This window comes from Pseudomonas sp. NCIMB 10586, assembly GCF_023127895.1.
GTDB classification, from domain to species: Bacteria; Pseudomonadota; Gammaproteobacteria; order Pseudomonadales; family Pseudomonadaceae; genus Aquipseudomonas; species Aquipseudomonas synxantha_A.
Map to the genome: position 1 here is coordinate 151050 of NZ_SPKQ01000053.1, position 19713 is coordinate 170762.

The 19713-nt window shown below is 61.7% G+C and carries 17 protein-coding genes and 1 tRNA gene; 1 reads left to right on the forward strand and 17 read right to left on the reverse strand.

Annotated elements, in window-relative coordinates; genetic code table 11:
* Nucleotides 1-52: 52 nt before the first annotated feature.
* The 17 genes from E4P01_RS27755 to leuC all read right to left on the reverse strand — a co-directional run bounded on the left by E4P01_RS27755 (nt 53) and on the right by leuC (nt 18676).
* Nucleotides 53-128 (reverse strand) — tRNA-Val (locus E4P01_RS27755).
* A 107-nt stretch (nt 129-235) separates the two neighbouring features.
* Nucleotides 236-1000, reverse strand: coding sequence for an SDR family oxidoreductase (locus tag E4P01_RS27760; RefSeq protein ID WP_032880253.1), 765 nt, complete (start codon nt 998-1000; stop codon nt 236-238).
* A gap of 11 nt (nt 1001-1011) precedes the next feature.
* Nucleotides 1012-2223 (reverse strand): O-succinylhomoserine sulfhydrylase, encoded by a 1212-nt coding sequence (locus E4P01_RS27765; protein WP_005789748.1) that lies wholly within the window; start codon nt 2221-2223, stop codon nt 1012-1014.
* A gap of 65 nt (nt 2224-2288) precedes the next feature.
* On the reverse strand, nt 2289-3794 hold the full coding sequence (gene purF / locus E4P01_RS27770) for an amidophosphoribosyltransferase (protein ID WP_003192537.1): 1506 nt from the start codon (nt 3792-3794) through the stop codon (nt 2289-2291).
* A 41-nt stretch (nt 3795-3835) separates the two neighbouring features.
* Complete coding sequence (locus E4P01_RS27775) at nt 3836-4393, reverse strand: CvpA family protein (RefSeq protein WP_005789751.1); 558 nt, start codon at nt 4391-4393, stop codon at nt 3836-3838.
* Between the two features lie 249 nt (nt 4394-4642).
* Complete coding sequence (locus tag E4P01_RS27780) at nt 4643-5299, reverse strand: SPOR domain-containing protein (RefSeq protein ID WP_032880251.1); 657 nt, start codon at nt 5297-5299, stop codon at nt 4643-4645.
* Complete coding sequence (gene folC / locus E4P01_RS27785) at nt 5283-6590, reverse strand: bifunctional tetrahydrofolate synthase/dihydrofolate synthase (protein WP_216091817.1); 1308 nt, start codon at nt 6588-6590, stop codon at nt 5283-5285. The genes E4P01_RS27780 and folC overlap by 17 nt, the downstream gene beginning before the upstream one ends.
* A complete protein-coding gene (accD, locus tag E4P01_RS27790; protein WP_005789754.1) occupies nt 6587-7507 on the reverse strand; it encodes an acetyl-CoA carboxylase, carboxyltransferase subunit beta in 921 nt (306 codons plus the stop codon). Before accD ends, folC begins: the two co-directional genes overlap by 4 nt.
* A gap of 244 nt (nt 7508-7751) precedes the next feature.
* Complete coding sequence (locus E4P01_RS27795) at nt 7752-8384, reverse strand: phosphoribosylanthranilate isomerase (protein ID WP_005789755.1); 633 nt, start codon at nt 8382-8384, stop codon at nt 7752-7754.
* A 63-nt stretch (nt 8385-8447) separates the two neighbouring features.
* On the reverse strand, nt 8448-9272 hold the full coding sequence (gene truA / locus E4P01_RS27800; protein WP_005789756.1) for a tRNA pseudouridine(38-40) synthase TruA: 825 nt from the start codon (nt 9270-9272) through the stop codon (nt 8448-8450).
* Between the two features lie 183 nt (nt 9273-9455).
* Complete coding sequence (locus E4P01_RS27805; RefSeq protein ID WP_216091818.1) at nt 9456-11963, reverse strand: FimV/HubP family polar landmark protein; 2508 nt, start codon at nt 11961-11963, stop codon at nt 9456-9458.
* Between the two features lie 161 nt (nt 11964-12124).
* Nucleotides 12125-13135 carry an aspartate-semialdehyde dehydrogenase gene (locus tag E4P01_RS27810; RefSeq protein WP_103733783.1) on the reverse strand — a complete coding sequence of 337 codons (1011 nt, stop codon included), beginning with the start codon at nt 13133-13135 and terminating at the stop codon, nt 12125-12127.
* 252 nt (nt 13136-13387) lie between these two features.
* Nucleotides 13388-14500, reverse strand: a complete 1113-nt coding sequence (gene asd, locus E4P01_RS27815) for an aspartate-semialdehyde dehydrogenase (protein WP_005789767.1) — start codon at nt 14498-14500, stop codon at nt 13388-13390.
* A 64-nt stretch (nt 14501-14564) separates the two neighbouring features.
* Nucleotides 14565-15647 (reverse strand): 3-isopropylmalate dehydrogenase, encoded by a 1083-nt coding sequence (gene leuB / locus E4P01_RS27820; RefSeq protein WP_032880245.1) that lies wholly within the window; start codon nt 15645-15647, stop codon nt 14565-14567.
* Between the two features lie 53 nt (nt 15648-15700).
* Nucleotides 15701-16465 (reverse strand): class I SAM-dependent methyltransferase, encoded by a 765-nt coding sequence (locus E4P01_RS27825; RefSeq protein WP_078821854.1) that lies wholly within the window; start codon nt 16463-16465, stop codon nt 15701-15703.
* 137 nt (nt 16466-16602) lie between these two features.
* Nucleotides 16603-17247 (reverse strand): 3-isopropylmalate dehydratase small subunit, encoded by a 645-nt coding sequence (gene leuD, locus E4P01_RS27830; RefSeq protein ID WP_003192559.1) that lies wholly within the window; start codon nt 17245-17247, stop codon nt 16603-16605.
* A 10-nt stretch (nt 17248-17257) separates the two neighbouring features.
* The gene (leuC, locus tag E4P01_RS27835) at nt 17258-18676 is read right to left on the reverse strand and encodes a 3-isopropylmalate dehydratase large subunit (RefSeq protein WP_005789773.1); all 1419 of its coding nucleotides are present in this window, start codon (nt 18674-18676) and stop codon (nt 17258-17260) included.
* Between the two features lie 140 nt (nt 18677-18816).
* On the opposite strand from leuC, the gene E4P01_RS27840 reads away from it, so the two are divergent.
* Nucleotides 18817-19707 (forward strand): LysR family transcriptional regulator, encoded by an 891-nt coding sequence (locus E4P01_RS27840; RefSeq protein WP_005789775.1) that lies wholly within the window; start codon nt 18817-18819, stop codon nt 19705-19707.
* Nucleotides 19708-19713: the final 6 nt, after the last annotated feature.

Sequence of the window (19713 nt, forward strand, 5' to 3'; positions counted from 1 at the left end):
CGGTGCAACCTTTAAAGTTGCGTCTTGCCACAAGTGCAAGACTCTCAAGAAGTGGTGGGTGATGACGGGATCGAACCGCCGACCCTCTGCTTGTAAGGCAGATGCTCTCCCAGCTGAGCTAATCACCCTTTGCTTCGTTGAGGCCGCGAAATTTACGCAGGTAGCGGACCTAAGTCAATAGCCTGCTTGAAGTTTTTCTGAAAAAGACAAAATCACTTCAAGACGGCTAACCGCCCTACTCGCTGTAAATCATCTTCTTGCTCATGCCACCGTCCACCACAAACTCTTGCCCGGTGACAAACCCGGCCTGACGCGACAGCAACCAGGCCACCATCGCCGCCACGTCCTCTACCGTACCGACCCTGCCCGCCGGATGCTGGGCATGATCAGCATCGGTGAGCGGCTCCGCACGGCGTGCAGCAGGATCACGCGCATCAATCCAGCCAGGGCTGACCGCATTGACCCGAACCTCTGGCCCCAGGCTCATGGCCAAGGCGTGAGTCAGGGCCAGCAAGCCACCCTTGCTCGCCGCGTAAGCTTCGGTATCCGGCTCCGATTGACGGGCCCGGGTCGATGCCAGGTTGACGATCGCACCGCCGTGGGCGCGCAGGTACGGCGCGCAATGCTTGGCCAACAGCATCGGCCCGCCGAGGTTCACCGCCAGCACGCGATTCCAGTACGCCAGATCGAGGCTTTCCAGGGTGATATTGCGCGGGTCAGCCACGGCGGCATTGCAGACCAGCGCGTCGAGTCGCCCGAACTGCCCCAACACCTCGGCAACCCCCTGGGCCACTTGCTTCTCGTCGGCCACGTCCATGGTGATGAACCAGGCGTTATCACCCAGCACCTTGGACACCTTGGCGCCGCGCTCGCGGTCAAGGTCGGTCAACACCACCTGCCAGCCTTCGCTGATCAGCCACGCGGCAATCCCCAGGCCAATGCCCCGCGCCGCGCCCGTTACCAGTGCAACGCGCCCGTTACTGGCCGCTGCGGCCTCCATGGACCACTCGATCACAAGGCCGCCAGCCCGCGGGCCAGGTCTGCCTGCAAGTCTGCTACATCTTCCAGGCCCACCGCGATACGGATCAGGCTGTCACGGATACCGGCCGCTTCACGCTCCTGCGGCGCCAGGCGCCCATGAGAGGTGGTGCTCGGGTGAGTGATGGTGGTCTTGCTGTCACCCAGGTTGGCGGTAATGGAGATCAAGCGCGTCGCATCGATAAAGCGCCAGGCGCCGTCTTTGCCGCCCTTGACTTCGAAACTCACCACCGCACCAAAACCACGCTGCTGGCGCTGGGCCAAGGCGTGTTGCGGGTGGCTCTTGAGGCCAGCGTAGTGCACCTTCTCGATACCGTCCTGCTGCTCCAGCCACTCGGCCAGGGCCTGGGCGTTGGCGCAATGGGCTTTCATGCGCAGGCTGAGGGTTTCCAGGCCCTTGAGGAAGATCCAGGCATTGAACGGGCTCAGGGTCGGGCCGGCGGTACGCAGGAAGCCCACCACTTCCTTCATCTGCTCGCTGCGCCCAGCCACCACGCCGCCCATGCAACGGCCCTGGCCGTCGATGAACTTGGTTGCCGAGTGCACCACGATGTCCGCACCCAGCTTCAGCGGTTGCTGCAAGGCCGGGGTGCAGAAGCAGTTATCCACCACCAGCATCGCACCCTTGGCGTGGGCGACTTCGGACAGCGCAGCGATGTCGACCAACTCGGCCAGCGGGTTCGACGGCGATTCGACGAACAGCAGCTTGGTATTGGCCTTGATCGCCGCATCCCAGCCGGACAAATCCGCCAGGGGCACGTAATCCACTTCGATACCGAAGCGCTTGAAGTACTTCTCGAACAGGCTGATGGTCGAGCCGAACACGCTGCGCGACACCAGCACATGGTCGCCAGCGCTGCACAGGCTCATCACCACCGCCAGGATGGCCGCCATGCCGGTCGCGGTCGCCACAGCCTGCTCAGCGCCCTCCAGGGCCGCGATACGCTCTTCGAACGCGCGCACGGTCGGGTTGGTGTAGCGCGAGTACACGTTGCCCGGCACCTCACCGGAAAAACGCGCCGCAGCGTCGGCCGCCGTGCGGAACACATAGCTTGAGGTGAAGAACATCGGGTCACCGTGCTCCCCTTCCGGGGTGCGGTGCTGGCCGGCGCGCACAGCCAGGGTATCGAAAGCTACGCCATCGAGGTCGCTGTCCAACCGACCGGCATCCCATTCCTGACTCATGCTGCGACTCCTTACTCAATACGTTATTTAAGATACAAAACCGGCCCCTCAGGGCCGGTATCTACTCAGTTGTTGTACAGGTCGATGATCGCGCTGACCGCCTGGGTCTTGATCTTGGACGAGTCGTTACGCGCCTGCTCGATCTTGTTCAGATAAGCCTCGTCGACATCTCCGGTCACGTACTTGCCGTCGAACACGGCGCAGTCGAACTGCTCGATCTTGATCTTGCCCCCGCCAACCGCTTCGATCAGGTCCGGCAGGTCCTGGTAGATCAGCCAGTCGGCGCCGATCAGGTCGGCCACGTCCTGGGTCGAACGATTATGCGCAATCAGCTCATGGGCGCTCGGCATGTCGATACCGTACACGTTCGGGTAACGCACCGCAGGCGCCGCAGAACAGAAGTACACGTTCTTCGCCCCGGCTTCGCGGGCCATCTGGATGATCTGCTTGCAGGTGGTGCCGCGTACGATGGAGTCGTCCACCAGCATCACGTTCTTGCCGCGGAACTCAAGCTCGATGGCGTTGAGCTTCTGACGCACCGATTTCTTGCGCGCAGCCTGGCCGGGCATGATGAACGTACGGCCGATGTAGCGGTTCTTGACGAAGCCTTCGCGGAACTTGACGCCCAGGTGGTTGGCCAGCTCCAGCGCAGCGGTACGACTGGTGTCCGGAATCGGGATAACCACATCGATGTCGTGCTCTGGACGCTCGCGCAGGATCTTCTCGGCCAGCTTCTCGCCCATGCGCAGACGCGCCTTGTAGACCGACACACCGTCGATGATCGAGTCGGGACGCGCCAGGTAGACGTGTTCGAAGATGCACGGGGTCAGCTTCGGCGCAACGGCGCACTGGCGGGTGTGCAGCTTGCCGTCTTCGGTGATGTAGACAGCCTCGCCAGGCGCCAGGTCGCGGATCAGGGTGAAGCCCAGTACATCCAGGGACACGCTTTCGGACGCGATCATGTACTCGACGCCTTCGTCGGTGTGACGCTGGCCGAACACAATCGGGCGGATGCCGTGGGGGTCGCGGAAACCGACGATGCCGTACCCGGTAATCATCGCCACCACGGCATAACCACCGACGCAACGGTTGTGCACGTCGATCACGGCAGCAAACACGTCTTCTTCGGTCGGCTGCAACTTGCCGCGCTGGGCCAGTTCGTGGGCGAACACGTTGAGCAGCACTTCCGAGTCGGAACTGGTGTTGACGTGGCGCAGGTCAGATTCGTAGATCTCCTTGGCCAGCTGTTCAACGTTGGTCAGGTTACCGTTGTGCGCCAGGGTGATGCCGTAAGGCGAGTTGACGTAGAACGGTTGAGCTTCGGCCGAAGTCGAACTACCGGCAGTCGGGTAACGCACATGGCCAATGCCCATGTGCCCGACGAGGCGCTGCATGTGACGCTGATGGAACACGTCACGCACCAGGCCATTGTCCTTGCGCAGGAATAACCGGCCGTCGTGGCTGGTCACAATACCGGCAGCGTCCTGGCCGCGGTGCTGGAGGACGGTTAGCGCGTCATACAGCGCCTGATTGACGTTCGACTTACCGACGATACCGACGATGCCACACATGCGACGCAACCCCTACTTAATGAATCTTGACTGAACACAGCTTACTGAGGCGTTTGCGCCGGCAAGAGGTGTTCCTTGAACGGAAGATCAGCGGGTACGCTGATTCCGCTGGCCAGCCACTGACTGCTCCACCCCAATATGAGGTTCTTGGACCAATCTGCAACCAATAGAAATTTTGGCACGAGTACAGACTCCTGCCACCACGAATCCTGCTGTACCGGCCCCAGGCTCAACAGCCCGACCGCCACAACCACCAGCAACGCGCCACGCGCGGCGCCGAAGGCCATGCCGAGAAATCGATCGGTCCCGGAGAGGCCGGTGACACGTATCAATTCGCCAATAAGATAATTGACCATTGCCCCCACCAGCAGCGTGGCGATGAACATGATGGCGCAGCCCGCGATGACGCGAGCCGAAGGTGTCTCTATGTACCCGGCCAGGTAGACCGACAGTGAACCACCGAACATCCAGGCTACGACTCCTGCGATGATCCAGGTCAGCAACGACAGTGCTTCTTTTACGAAGCCGCGGCTCAGACTGATCAAAGCGGAGATGGCGACGATTGCAACGATCGCCCAATCAACCCAGGTAAATGGCACAGTGCAGCCTACGTACGGATAAGGCGGCGCATTTTAGCAGAGCGCCGGGCTATCGGTAAGCGGTGATTGCGGCTGCTTTGCAAATCAATAGATTGGGCGGTGTGAACGCCATTTCAAGCCCACCATAAACCAATGTGGGAGGGGGCTTGCTCCCGATTGAAGTGTGTCAGTATCAGATGTACTGACTGACCCACCGCTATCGGGAGCAAGCCCCCTCCCACACTTAGATTGCGTTAATGCCTGCTTGAATCAGCCGCGCTCTGGCTGGAAGCGCACCACAAACCCATTGAGGTTCTGCTGGCGGCCCAGCAAATCGCGCAGGCGATCAGCCTCCGCGCGCTCGATCAGCGGCCCGACAAACACACGATTCTTGCCATCGGCACTGCGGATATAGGCGTTATAACCCTGGGCACGCAGCTTTTTCTGCAAGGCGTCGGCACTTTCGCGATTGGCCAGGCTGGCGAGCTGGATCGACCAACTGATCGGCAGGCCATTGGGATCAATGCGGCTCTGGCCCACATCCGGTTTACCCGGCGCAGCAGGCTGCGGCGCCACAGGCTTGGGCGTTGGCGCCGGTGCAGGCGGTTTGGCAGCGACAGCCGGTGCCGGCGTCGGCTTGACCACCGGCACACTTGGCTGCACCGGCATCGAAGGAGCCGGTTGCGTGGCGACCTCCTCCTCGACAGGTACAGGTTCTTCCGGCAACGCCTGAGGCTCGGGCACCACCACCGGCTCGACCTGAACCTGGGGCACCACCGGCGCCTGGGGCGCAGCGGGCGCCTCAACCACCACCTGGCGCTGCTCATCCTGGCGGGAAAACAGCATCGGCAGGAAAATCACCGCCAACGCCACCAATACCAGGGCTCCAACCATTCGCTGCTTGTATGCGCTATCCAGTAATGCCATGTGCAGCTTCCTCCGTGGAGCGCCGGGCCAGCCATTCGAGCGCCTCGGCAACACAATAAAATGATCCGAACAACAGGATTTCGTCCTCTGCCGTAGCCACCGCACACTGCGCTCCAAGGGCGGCAGTGATGCTTGCATACGACGTCACGGGCGCGCCAAGGTTCTGCAAGGCGGTCTGCAGCTCAACCGCCGGCCGGCTGCGCGGCGTATCCAGCGGCGCAACAGCCCAAGACTGAACACTGCCAAGCAACGGCGCAACCACCCCATCCAGATCCTTGTCGGCCAACAGCCCGAACACCGCCAGGCGACGGCCGGCCGGTGACGTGCGCGCCAGGCGCTGCGCCAAATAGTGAGCCGCATGGGGGTTGTGCCCCACATCCAGCAACAGGTTCAGGCGCTTGCCTTGCCAGTCGAGCACCCGACGATCCAGGCGCCCCACCACTTTCGTCGCCCGCAGGGTTGCGCCGATCTGCTCGGCATTCCACGGCAGATCCAGCAGCAAATAGGCTTGCAGCGCGAGCGCAGCGTTTTCCATCGGCAGGTTCAGCAGCGGCAAATCAAGCAGCTCGACCACCTTGCCACGGGCATCACGCCCGCGCCATTGCCAATGGGTCGCACCGATATCGAGATTGAATTCACGGCCGCGCAGGTAGAACGGGCAATCCAGCTCGCGCACCTTGTCCAGCAAAGGTTGCGGCGGATCCACGTCGCCACACAGCGCCGGCCTGCCCTGGCGGAAAATCCCGGCCTTTTCATAGGACACGGACTCGCGGGTATTGCCCAGGTAGTCGGCATGATCAACACCGATGCTGGTGACCAGCGCCAGGTCGGCATCCACCACGTTGACCGTATCCAGGCGCCCGCCGAGGCCGACTTCCAGTACGACCACATCCAGTTGCGCACGCTCAAACAGCCAGAACGCCGCCAGGGTGCCCATCTCGAAATAGGTCAGGGAAATATCGCCACGTCCGGCATCCAGGGCAGCGAAGGCTGCGCACAACTGCTCGTCCGTGGCTTCGACGCCATTGAGCTGTACCCGCTCGTTGTAGCGCAGCAGGTGCGGCGAGCTGTACACGCCGACCTTCAGGCCCTGGGCCTGCAACAGCGCCGCGACAAAGGCACAGGTGGAGCCCTTGCCATTGGTGCCGGTCACCGTGATCACACGCGGTGCCGGCTGGCCCAACCCGAGGCGGGCCGCTACCTGTTGCGAGCGCTCCAGGCCCATGTCGATGGCGGACGGATGCAACTGCTCAAGGTAGGCGAGCCATTCGCCCAGGGTACGTTGGGTCATAGGTTTGCAGGCACCGGCGGCACGACGATTGGCTCGACTTTAGGCGCGACGTACACAGGCGTCGGCAGGCCCATCATTTGCGCCAGCAGGTTACCCAGACGTGGACGCAGTTCGCCACGCGGGATGATCAGGTCGATAGCACCGTGCTCCAACAGGAACTCGCTGCGCTGGAAGCCTTCCGGCAGCTTCTCGCGCACGGTTTGCTCGATCACACGCGGGCCGGCAAAACCGATCAGCGCCTTGGGCTCGCCGACGATCACATCGCCGAGCATCGCCAGGCTGGCGGAAACGCCGCCGTAGACCGGGTCGGTCAGTACCGAGATGAACGGAATGCCTTCTTCGCGCAGACGCGCCAGTACCGCCGAGGTCTTGGCCATTTGCATCAGGGAGATCAGCGCTTCCTGCATACGCGCACCACCGGAGGCGGCGAAGCAGATCATCGGGCAACGGTTTTCCAGGGCGTAGTTGGCCGCACGCACAAAGCGCTCACCGACGATGGCGCCCATGGAACCGCCCATGAAGGAAAACTCGAAGGCCGAGACCACCACCGGCATGCCCAGCAGCTTGCCGCTGACCGAGATCAGCGCGTCCTTCTCGCCGGTCTGCTTCTGCGCACCGACCAGACGGTCCTTGTACTTCTTGCTGTCGCGGAACTTGAGACGGTCGACCGGCTCCAGGTCAGCGCCCAGTTCGTTGCGGCCATCGGCATCCAGGAAGATGTCGATGCGCGCGCGCGCGCCGATACGCATGTGGTGATTGCACTTGGGGCAAACATCCAGGGTCTTTTCCAGCTCCGGGCGGTACAGCACCGCGTCGCAGGACGGGCACTTGTGCCACAGACCTTCAGGAACCGAGCTTTTCTTCACCTCGGAACGCATGATCGAAGGGATCAGTTTGTCTACTAACCAGTTGCTCATGCTTTCTTTCTCCAGTACCGGTGGCTTGAACACAGCCCCGCGTATGCCCTTGAGCTAAATTCATATGTGGCGATGATGCCTGCGGGACGGGGTCAGACGTTGGACCTGCCATTTCCCGCCTGCATCCTCAGCCTTCCAGACAACCTGCCAGCGCAAGGTTGCCACTTCATTTCCGGGCCACCCACAGGCGGCGCCGGGCTGTTTTACACAGTGGTAGTTATGGACGGCGGCAGACTGCCAGCCGTCACATCCCGCCACTGCTGTTGCGCACGGCCTGCATGAATGCGCGAATCCTGTTGTGATCCTTGATGCCCTTGCCCTGCTCCACCCCACCGCTGACGTCCACGGCATACGGCCGCACCTGCTCGATGGCAGCGCCGACGTTCGCAGGGTTGAGCCCACCGGCCAGGATGATCGGCTTGCTCAACCCTTCGGGAATCAGCGACCAATCGAACGCCTCACCCGTACCACCCGGTACGCCTTCGACGTAGGTGTCGAGCAGGATCCCGCGAGCGCCGATATACGCGGCACACGCCGCGGCGATATCGTCGCCCGTCTTGACCCGCAACGCCTTGATGTACGGGCGCTGATAACTTTCACACTCATCAGGCGTTTCATCGCCGTGGAACTGCAGCATGTCCAGCGGCACCGCATCCAGGGTTTCATTGAGTTCGCAGCGACTGGCGTTGACGAACAAGCCCACGGTGGTCACGAAAGGCGGCAGCGCCGCAATGATGGCCCGCGCCTGCAGCACATTCACCGCGCGCGGACTTTTGGCATAAAACACCAGACCGATGGCATCGGCCCCTGCCTCGACTGCCGCCAGCGCGTCTTCTATGCGGGTAATCCCGCAAATCTTGCTGCGAACGGCTGACATGTCGTAGGAACCTCAGGGTTGGACCGAGAAAGTCCCGGATGTTAACAAAAGCTTTTCCGGGCGTCAGCCGCCAAGTTCACTGAAACCTGTGAGGAAGTGTGGCCCGATAAAGCGTTCCGGCAACTGGAACTCGTCGCGGTACTCCACATCCACCAAATACAGGCCAAATGGGTGCGCCGTGACGCCGCCCGTGCGACGAATGCGGCTTTCCAGCACTTCCCTGGCCCACTCAACCGGGCGCTCGCCGGTGCCGATGGTCATCAGCACGCCGGCAATGTTGCGCACCATGTGATGCAGGAACGCTCCGGCGCGAATATCCAGCACGATCATCTTGCCGTGGCGAGTGACCCGCAGGTGGTGAACTTCCTTGATCGGCGACTTGGCCTGGCACTGGCCGGCGCGGAAGGCGCTGAAGTCATGCACGCCCACCAGGTGCTGCGCGGCCTCGGCCATGCGCTCGGCATCCAGTGGGCGGTGGTTCCAGGTAATTTCTTCATTGAGATGCGCGGGGCGGATCTGATCGTTGTAGATCACGTAGCGGTAACGCCGGGCGATGGCCTTGAAGCGTGCATGAAAATGCGCAGGCATGACCTTGGCCCAGCTCACACTCACGTCGTGGGGCAAATTGATATTCGCCCCCATCACCCACGCCTTCATCGACCGCTCGGCCTGGGTGTCGAAGTGCACCACCTGGCCACACGCGTGTACGCCAGCGTCGGTACGCCCGGCGCACATCAGCGACACCGGCGAGTCAGCGACTTTGGACAGGGCGTTTTCGAGGGTTTCCTGCACCGTCAGCACGCCGGAGGCCTGACGCTGCCAGCCGCGATAGCGCGAGCCTTTGTATTCCACGCCCAGGGCGATGCGGTAAAAGCCGGCGGCCGCCATTTCGGCGGCCGCGTTATCTATATTTGCCAAGAACTGAGAGCCTGATGAGTTGCGCAAAGGCGGGCATTATAAAGGCGTCGGATGCCTGACGGGCGTTTTGTTATGGATCGATGCCAAACAAATGTGGGAGGGAGCATGTCGAATCGTCGCACCGCCCCTCCCACACTGTTATAGCGCCTGGCTTTAGATTCGGCCGAGCATTTCCTTGGCTTCGCCACGCTGGTCTTCGTTGCCTTCGACCAAGACTTCATCAAGGATGTCTTTAGCGCCATCGGCATCACCCATGTCGATGTAAGCCTGGGCCAGGTCGAGCTTGGTAGCGACTTCATCCGTGCCTGAGAGGAAATCGAAATCCGGTTCATCATCACCGCCCAGCGCGGCATCCTCGGCCGTGAAGGTCGGCTCGATCGGCGGGTGCTCCAGGCTCTGGGACAATCGGTCCAACTCGGCATTGACGTCGTCCAGTTCCGAGGCAAACGCATCGGGCTTGGCTGCCGGGGCCGTCGGCTCATCAGCCAGGGACAGGTCAAAGTCTTCCGGCAACTCGAATTCGTCCAGCGCGGCAGGTGTCAGGGTGGGCGGCTCGACAGGCGGCACGTCCTTCATCTGCTCCTCAAGTCCCGAGAGGAAGTCGTCATCGGATTTCGACGCTGGCGGATCCAGTTGCAGGTCCAGATCAAAGTCCGAGAGATCCTGCGCATCGGCCTTGGCCTCAGTCTGTTGTTGCAGCAGCGCTTCAAAGGTTTGCTGGTCCCGGGCGATCTCGGCCGGCGAGGCAGCTTCCAGCTCATCCAGGCTAAGGTCAAAATCGTTGTCGAAGGTGTCCGCCGGCTCAGGCGCGGCCGGCTTGTCATCGAGCAAATCCTTGACGTACTGCGCATCGAGAGCCGCAGCAGCCACGGCGGCGCTGACGCCCGCTGCCAGCACGGCCATGGCCGGGAAGCGGCTCTTGAGCTGCTCGACCTGGGCGTGGTTCTCACCGTTGGCGACCAATTGGCGCTCCTGGGTGACGAAGCCGTCCTTGTCGTTCTGCAGGCCGTAGACTTCCATCAGCTTCAAACGCAGGTCGCTGCGCTTGGGCTCATGCTTGATGGCTTGTTCAAGCACATCAGCCGCCTGGTTCAGGTGGCCGCGGTCGATATGGGACTGGACCTGAGCCAATGCATCGCTGGAATTCTCCTGGGCAACAGCGACGGCCAGGGGTGCGAGCACTGAAGCGACAGTCGGCACGACAACCGGCTCAGCCACCGGGGAAGGCGCTGGCGCGGCGCCCAGCTTGACGCTCGGCGGCGGCACTTCAAGGCCTTCAAAACTGTCGGGCGGCAGGTCCTGGTCAATATTGGGTGTGAACTCAGGCTCTTCGGCCAGCGCCCGCGCCATGCGCAGATGCTTTTCCTCTTCGCGGCGGGCATTGCGATGGCGCGCCCACAGCAACAGAAGCAGCAGCACCACCAGGATGCCTGCCCCGCCAATGATGCCGAGGATAATAGGGTTGGTCAGCAAGTCATTGAACTTGCCTTCGGTGGTAGCAGGTGCCGCGACCGGCTTGGGCGGTTCAGCGGCGGGTGCAGGGGTTGCAACGGGCGCCGCAGGCTCTGCTGCGGGCTCACCTGCCAGCTGCGCAGGGATTGCAGCCGTAGCCGGCTCACCGTTTTGCGCCTGCAAGCGAGCCAACTGGTCATTCTTCAACTGAATCAGCTTTTGCAACTTGTCCAACTGGCTTTGCAAGTCGGCGGCGCGGCTCTTCAGTTCTTCGTTATCGCGGCGGGTGGTGTCCAGCTCTTCCTGGGTCATCGCCAGCTTGTCGCTCAATGCGCGGTTATCACCGGCCTTGCCCTTCGTACCTTGCTTGGCGGCTTCGGCCGAGACCAGGCTCAAGTTGTCCCTGGCCTGGGTGCTCGTCGGCGCATTGCCGGCCTGGGTACGCTTGGTCGCATCCAACTGCGCCTTGCCGGCCACTTGGCCCTTGGGGGTACGACGGCCCTGACGCCATGCGGCGTTCTGCGCGCTGACTTCGGCGATCGCTTGAGGCTGCGCCAGCGCCGTACTTTGCGTGACATCTGGCAGGCGCAGGACCTGGCCGGTTTTCAGGCGGTTGATATTGCCATCGATAAAAGCGTCAGGGTTGAGCGCCTGGATCGCCAGCATCGTCTGCTGGACCGAGGCGCCGTTACGATTCTTCGCGGCGATTTCCCACAAGGTGTCGCGGGACGTGGTGGTGTGCTGGGCGGGCGTGCCGGCGGCAGGTGCGGTAATGGCCGGCGCGCTGGCAGTCGGTGCCGGCTGGTCGAACTTGGCCGGGTCGAGCAGTACGCTGTAGTCACGCATCAAACGGCCATTGGGCCATTGCACCTGCAGCAGGAAACGCACATAGGAATCGGGCAGCGGCTTGCTGGAGGTCACGCGCACCACGCTGCGACCTTCGGGGTTGATCACCGGGGTGAACGTCAGGTCGTCGAGAAACGCCTGGCGGTCAACGCCCGCATCCACGAAGGCCTGAGCAGAAGCCAGGCTCGGAGTGATCTCGGCCGCCGTGAGGCCGCCCACATCACGCAATTCGATTTCCACCGACAGCGGCTGGTTCAACTTCGACTTGAGGGTCATCTCCCCAAGTTGCAGCGCCTGCGCCATACCGGAGGACAGCGCCGAGGCGGCCGCTATTGCTAACACCAGTTTGCGAACTTGAACCATAGCCTCATCCTTTGTTTGAACGCTCCCCGCCCTGCGAGAAGGTTGGTAACCGCTGCCATAAGGCATGGCGAGCCGATAGGTCACCGACGCGCTTGTGTTTCACTTGGGACCAAGCATAGCGCCTGGCTAGAATCAATCTACAAATTGCCGCCAAGTATCTTTTACACAAGGCCTTTTATCAACAACTGCGCCAGCTCCACAGCGTTCAGGGCCGAGCCCTTGCGTACGTTATCTGACGTCAACCACAGATTTAGTTCCGCGGGGTCGTCGACACCTGCACGTACGCGTCCTACGTAAACCACATCCTGGCCGACCGCATCGCCTACAGCCGTTGGGTAATCGCCCTCCTCAACCAGCTCGATACCCGGCGCAGCATCGAGTGCACGGTTGACTGCGGCCAGATCGACCGGCGCGGCCAATTGCAACGACACTGTCAGGCTATCGCCGAAAAACACCGGGGCTTGAACGCAGGTTGCGGAAATCTTTAGCAAAGGTGTTTCCAGCACGGCACGCAGCTCGTGTACGAGGCGCTTCTCCAAGGCTGTATGACCTTGGGCGTCTGGCGTACCGACTTGAGCCAGCAAGTTGAACGCCATTTGCCGATCGAAGAACTTCGGCTCCAGTGGACGCACGTTCAATAACTCAGCGGTCTGCCGCGCCAACTCGCTGACGGCCTCCCGGCCCTGGGCAGAGACCGCCAGGTTGGCGGTGACATTCACGCGCTGGATGTCCACCAAACCCCGCAACGGCGCGAGCACTACCGCCAGGTAGGTGGCAGACGGGCTTGGGCTGGCGAGCTGGAAAGGCTTTTTCAAACCGTTCAACACCTGGGCGTTGGCCTGCGGCACCACTGGCGGCGCCTGTTCGGCAGGCAATGCACCGGACAAGTCGATCACCGAACAGCCAGCGGCTGTGGCGCGCGGGGCGAAACTCAGGGTCACCGCCGGGCCTGCTGCGAAGAACGCCAACTGCGCCTTGCTGAAATCGAACTCGTCGACCTCTTTGACCCGCACGTTCTTGCCACGAAACGGCACCGAAGCCCCCGCCGAGTTGCTGCCCGCCAGCAAATACAGTGTGCCTACCGGGAAATCCAGTTCTTCGAGGATCTGCACCAGCGTTTCACCCACGGTGCCGGTGGCACCGATTACGGCGATTTCAAAGGTCTGGGTCATGGGGGCTGCCTCGGGCATTGCAGGGGGGAGCGGCACTTTACCGGGTGGCTGGGGGTGAGGCAATTAGCCTGGGCCTTGTGGTGTGGCTGATGGCGCTATCGCAAGCAAGCCCCCTCCCACACTTGCCCTCCATTTCAAGGTTGGAACTGGGTTGAATGTGGGAGGGGGCTTGCTCCCGATAGCGCCCGACAGAACAATAAAAAACCCCGCGCCTGTCACCAGAGCGCGGGGTTCTTCAATGCAAGAAAGCGATCAACGCTCCAGCAAAATCCGCAACATGCGACGCAGCGGTTCAGCCGCGCCCCACAGCAGCTGGTCGCCGACGGTGAACGCACCGAGGAACTGGCTACCCATGTTCAGCTTGCGCAGACGGCCCACCGGTACATTCAGGGTGCCGGTGACCTTGGTCGGGCTCAGCTCCTGCATGCTGATATCGCGGTTGTTCGGCACCAGCTTGACCCAAGGGTTGTGCTGGCTGATCAAGCCTTCGATATCGGCGATCGGCACGTCTTTGTTCAGCTTGATGGTCAACGCCTGGCTATGGCAACGCATGGCGCCAATGCGCACGCAGATGCCGTCCACCGGAATCGGGTTCTTGAAGCGACCGAGGATCTTGTTGGTCTCGGCCTGGGCCTTCCACTCCTCGCGGCTCTGACCGTTGGGCAGTTCCTTGTCGATCCACGGGATCAAGCTACCGGCCAATGGCACGCCGAAGTTCTCGGTCGGGTAGGCGTCGCTGCGCATGGCTTCGGCCACACGACGGTCGATGTCGAGAATCGCGCTGGCCGGGTCGGCCAGTTGATCGGCGACAGCGGCATGGGTCGCGCCCATCTGCTTGATCAGCTCGCGCATGTTCTGCGCACCGGCACCGGAAGCAGCCTGATAGGTCATGGCACTCATCCACTCGACCAGGCCGGCTTCGAACAGGCCACCGAGCCCCATCAGCATCAGGCTGACGGTGCAGTTGCCGCCCACGTAGTTCTTGGTGCCGGCATCCAGTTGCTGGTCGATGACCTTACGGTTGACCGGATCAAGGATGATCACCGCGTCATCCTGCATACGCAGGCTGGAAGCGGCGTCGATCCAGTAACCCTGCCAGCCGGCTTCGCGCAGCTTGGGGAAGACTTCGCTGGTGTAGTCGCCACCCTGGCACGTCAGGATCACGTCGAGGGTCTTCAACTCTTCAATGCTGTAGGCGTCCTTGAGCGGGGCAATATCCTTGCCCACGGACGGCCCTTGGCCACCTACGTTCGAAGTGGTGAAAAACACCGGCTCAATAAGATCGAAATCCTGCTCTTCCAGCATCCGCTGCATGAGCACGGAACCGACCATACCGCGCCAACCGATCAGACCTACACGTTTCATCGCAACTACACCTTGTTAAAAAGTGGGCCGCCTTGCAGCAACAACTGCAAGCGGGCCCGAGAGATTACAGATTCCGCAGCGCGGCGACTACTGCGTCGCCCATTTCTTGCGTTCCGACCCTGGTGCAGCCCTGGGACCAGATGTCCCCGGTGCGCAGGCCCTGGTCCAGTACCAGGCTGACGGCTTTCTCGATCGCGTCGGCCGCTTCACTCAGGTTGAAGGTGTAACGCAGCATCATCGACACCGACAAAATGGTCGCCAGCGGGTTGGCAATGCCCTGGCCTGCGATGTCCGGCGCCGAACCGTGACACGGCTCGTACATGCCCTTGTTGTTGGTGTCCAGGGACGCCGACGGCAACATGCCGATGGAACCTGTGAGCATGGACGCCTGGTCGGACAGGATGTCGCCGAACAGGTTGTCGGTGACGATCACGTCGAACTGCTTGGGCGCACGCACCAGTTGCATCGCGGCGTTGTCGACGTACATGTGGCTCAGTTCGACGTCCGGGTAATCCTTGGCCACTTCCTCAACGATTTCGCGCCACAGTTGGCTGGAGGCCAGCACGTTGGCTTTATCCACCGAGCACACCTTTTTGCCACGCACACGGGCCATATCGAAACCGACCCGGGCAATACGGCGGATTTCGCTCTCGCTGTACGGCAGGGTGTCGTAGGCCTGGCGCTCGCCATTTTCCAACTCGCGCACGCCCCGTGGCGAGCCGAAGTAGATACCGCCGGTCAGCTCACGCACGATCAGGATATCCAGGCCCGCCACCACTTCCGGCTTGAGGCTTGAGGCATCGGCGAGTTGCGGGTAGAGGATCGCCGGGCGCAGATTGCCGAACAGGCCCAGTTGCGCGCGGATTTTCAACAGGCCGCGCTCCGGGCGGATGTCACGCTCGATCTTGTCCCACTTCGGGCCGCCCACGGCGCCGAGCAACACGGCGTCGGCCGCCCGGGCACGGTCCAGGGTTTCGTCAGCCAGGGGCACGCCGTGTTTGTCGATAGCGGCGCCGCCGATCACGTCGTGGCTCAGCTCGAAGCCCAGGCTGTACTTGGCGTTTGCAAGCTCCAGCACCTTGACCGCTTCGGCCATGATTTCCGGACCAATACCGTCGCCAGGGAGAATCAGAATCTGCTTGCTCATGGGTTCCTCATTTCATCAAGCGACCCGCCCGTGGGCAGGTCGGGAAAAATCAATCAACGCTGGGCAAAGACCACCAGCACGTCGGTGCTGAAGGTGCCGTCGGCCTGAATTTCGTAATAATCGCGCACTTCCTGGCCCATCGCCCTTTGCAGCTCAAGGATTGCCGCACGCAGCACCTCTGGCGTGCGCATGCGCTCGACCCACGAGGTGTACTCCAGGCGCAGGCGCTGGCGCAGACTGTTACGCACATGCAGACCGGACTCGCTGAGTTGCTGCATCCACTCGGCGGCGGCGTAATCTCGCACGTGGCTGGTGTCGCGCAGCACTTCGACGGTTTGCAGGTAAGTGTCCAGCAATGGGCTACCCGGTGACAAGACATCCACAAACGCCGCCACCCCGCCCGGCTTGAGCACGCGGCGCACTTCCCGCAGGGCCAGGCCCAGGTCACTCCAGTGGTGGGCCGAATAACGGCTGAACACGAAGTCGAACTCGCCATCGGCGAACGGCAGACGCTCGGCGGCGCCGTGGACGGTGCGGATATTGTGCAGGCCGCGATCTTTCGCGGCGGCGGTGACCACGTCGAGCATCTGCCGGGACAGGTCATAGGCCACCACTTCTTTAACCAGAGGCGCCACCTGGAAACTCACATGACCGGCACCGCAACCCAGGTCCAGCAGCCGTGCAGCGCCCTGCCCGGCCAGCTCGGCCTGCAGCAGCGCAAACTCGGTGCCCTGGGCGTGCACGGCACTGCTCAGGTAGGCCGCAGCCTGTTCGCCGAATTGTTTTTGCACGACTTGGGTGTGGGCGGTGGTAGTCATGGGCTTTCCTCAATGGACCTTGTGGTGTTTGTTCTGGCCCTATCGGGAGCAAGCCCCCTCCCACATGTTGATATGCGAACGCATTCAAATGTGGGAGGGGGCTTGCTCCCGATGGCGGCGGTCCTGCCTACCGCAAATCAGGCATCGCGAAACAACCAAGGCTGGCTCGCCCGATGTTTGGCTTCAAATGCCGCAATCGCATCGCCGTCCTGCAAGGTCAGGCCGATATCGTCCAGGCCGTTGATCAGGCAATGCTTACGAAACGCATCCACCTCGAAGTGATACACCTTGCCATCCGGACGGGTGACGGTCTGCGCGGCCAGGTCCACGGTCAGCTGATAACCCACATTCGCTTCCACTTGCTGGAACAGCTCATCCACTTCGGCATCGCTCAAGATGATCGGCAACAGGCCGTTCTTGAAGCTGTTGTTGAAGAAGATGTCGGCATAGCTGGGCGCGATGATGCTGCGAAAGCCGTACTCTTCCAGGGCCCACGGCGCGTGTTCACGGCTGGAGCCGCAACCGAAGTTTTCCCGGGCCAGCAACACACTGGCACCCTGATAGCGCTCGGCATTGAGCACAAAGTCTTTGTTCAGCGGGCGCTTGGAGTTGTCCTGGTAGGCGTAGCCCACATCCAGATAGCGCCACTCATCGAACAGGTTGGGGCCAAAACCGGTGCGCTTGATCGACTTCAAGAACTGCTTGGGGATGATCTGGTCAGTGTCCACGTTGGCACGGTCCAACGGCGCTACAAGACCTGTGTGCTGGGTAAAAGCTCTCATCGGGTATTCCTCAGATCAATTCGCGAACGTCGATGAAACGACCGTTGACGGCAGCGGCGGCGGCCATGGCCGGGCTGACCAGGTGGGTGCGGCCACCGGCGCCCTGACGCCCTTCAAAGTTACGGTTGGAGGTGGACGCGCAATGCTCGCCCGACTCCAAACGGTCCGGGTTCATCGCCAGGCACATCGAACAGCCTGGTTCACGCCATTCAAAACCGGCTTCGAGGAAGATCTTGTCCAGGCCTTCAGCTTCGGCTTGCGCCTTCACCAGGCCGGAACCCGGTACCACAATAGCTTGCTTGATGGTCGAGGCAACCTTGCGGCCCTTGGCGATCACCGCCGCGGCGCGCAGGTCTTCGATCCGCGAGTTGGTGCAGGAGCCAATGAACACGCGATCCAACTGGATGTCGGTGATCGCCTGGTTGGCTTTCAAGCCCATGTACTTCAAGGCACGCTCGATGGAGCCGCGCTTGACCAGGTCGGCCTCTTTGGCCGGGTCCGGCACGTTCTGGTCAACGGCCAGGACCATTTCGGGCGAAGTGCCCCAGCTGACTTGCGGCTTGATCTGCGCAGCGTCGAGTTCGACCACGGTGTCGAACACCGCATCGGCGTCGGACACCAGGTCTTTCCAGGCTTCGACGGCGGCGTCCCAATCGGCGCCTTGCGGGGCAAACGGGCGACCTTTGACGTACTCCACGGTTTTCTCATCCGCCGCCACCATGCCCACACGGGCACCGGCCTCGATGGACATGTTGCAGATGGTCATGCGCCCTTCGATGGACAAGTCGCGAATGGCGCTGCCGGCGAATTCGATGGCGTGGCCGTTACCGCCGGCGGTGCCGATCTTGCCGATCACGGCGAGCACGATGTCCTTGGCGGTCACGCCAAACGGCAATTGGCCTTCGACGCGTACCAGCATGTTCTTCATTTTCTTGGCGACCAGGCACTGGGTGGCGAACACATGTTCCACCTCGGAGGTGCCGATGCCATGGGCCAGGGCGCCGAACGCACCGTGGGTGGAGGTGTGGGAGTCGCCGCAGACCACGGTCATGCCCGGCAAGGTCGCACCCTGCTCCGGCCCGATCACATGGACGATGCCCTGGCGCACGTCATTCATCTTGAATTCGGTGATGCCGTATTCGTCGCAATAGTCGTCGAGGGTTTGCACCTGCAAACGCGAAACCTGGTCGGCAATGGCCTCGATACCGCCCTTGCGCTCAGGAGTGGTCGGCACGTTGTGGTCCGGCGTGGCGATGATGGAGTCGACGCGCCAAGGCTTGCGCCCGGCCAGTCGCAGGCCTTCGAACGCTTGGGGCGAGGTCACTTCATGGATGATGTGACGGTCGATATAGATCAGCGACGATCCATCATCGCGACGTTTCACTTCATGGGAATCCCAAAGCTTGTCGTAAAGCGTTTTGCCGGCCATCAGTCGGTCCTCATCAGCGGTGTTTCTATACGCCGGGCTTTTCAATAACCCTTTGGCTTGTGAGGCTGATGGTATGGCGCTACATTAAATAACTCAAATTCATATTTTTTATGCTTTGGATTACCAACTGGAATAGCACCATGGATCTGGCCAACCTCAATGCTTTTATCGCCATCGCCGAGACCGGCAGCTTCTCGGGGGCCGGCGAACGCCTGCACCTGACGCAGCCCGCCATCAGCAAACGCATCGCGGGCCTGGAGCAGCAATTGAAAGTGCGCTTGTTTGATCGCTTGGGCCGTGAAGTCGGCTTGACCGAAGCCGGCAGGGCCTTGCTGCCGCGCGCTTATCAAATCCTCAACGTGCTGGACGACACCCGCCGCGCCCTGACCAACCTTACAGGGGAAGTCAGCGGGCGCCTCACTCTGGCCACCAGTCACCATATAGGCCTGCACCGCCTGCCACCGATCCTGCGCACCTTCACACGGCAATACCCAAACGTGGCACTGGATATTCAGTTCTTGGATTCAGAAGTGGCCTACGAAGAAATACTCCATGGTCGCGCCGAAGTGGCGGTAATCACCCTGGCGCCCGAGCCCCACCATCTGGTGCGCGCCTCGCCGGTATGGGATGACCCGCTGGACTTTGTGGTAGCGCCGGAACACAGCCTGATCAGCAACGGCTCCATCAGCCTGGCCGATATCGCCAGGCACCCGGCGGTGTTTCCCGGCGGCAACACCTTTACGCACCATATTGTCAGCCGCCTGTTCGAAGCCCAGGGGCTTGCGCCAAATATTGCGATGAGCACCAACTACCTGGAAACCATCAAGATGATGGTGTCCATCGGCCTGGCCTGGAGCGTGTTGCCGCGCACCATGCTCGATGATCAAGTGGCAAGTATCGCTTTGCCGGGCATACAACTCAGTCGCCAGCTAGGCTATATCGTGCATACAGAAAGGACGCTATCGAACGCTGCGCGGGCTTTCATGAGCCTGCTGGATGCACAGGTCGATCTGCCAGGGTTACCGGCATGACACTGT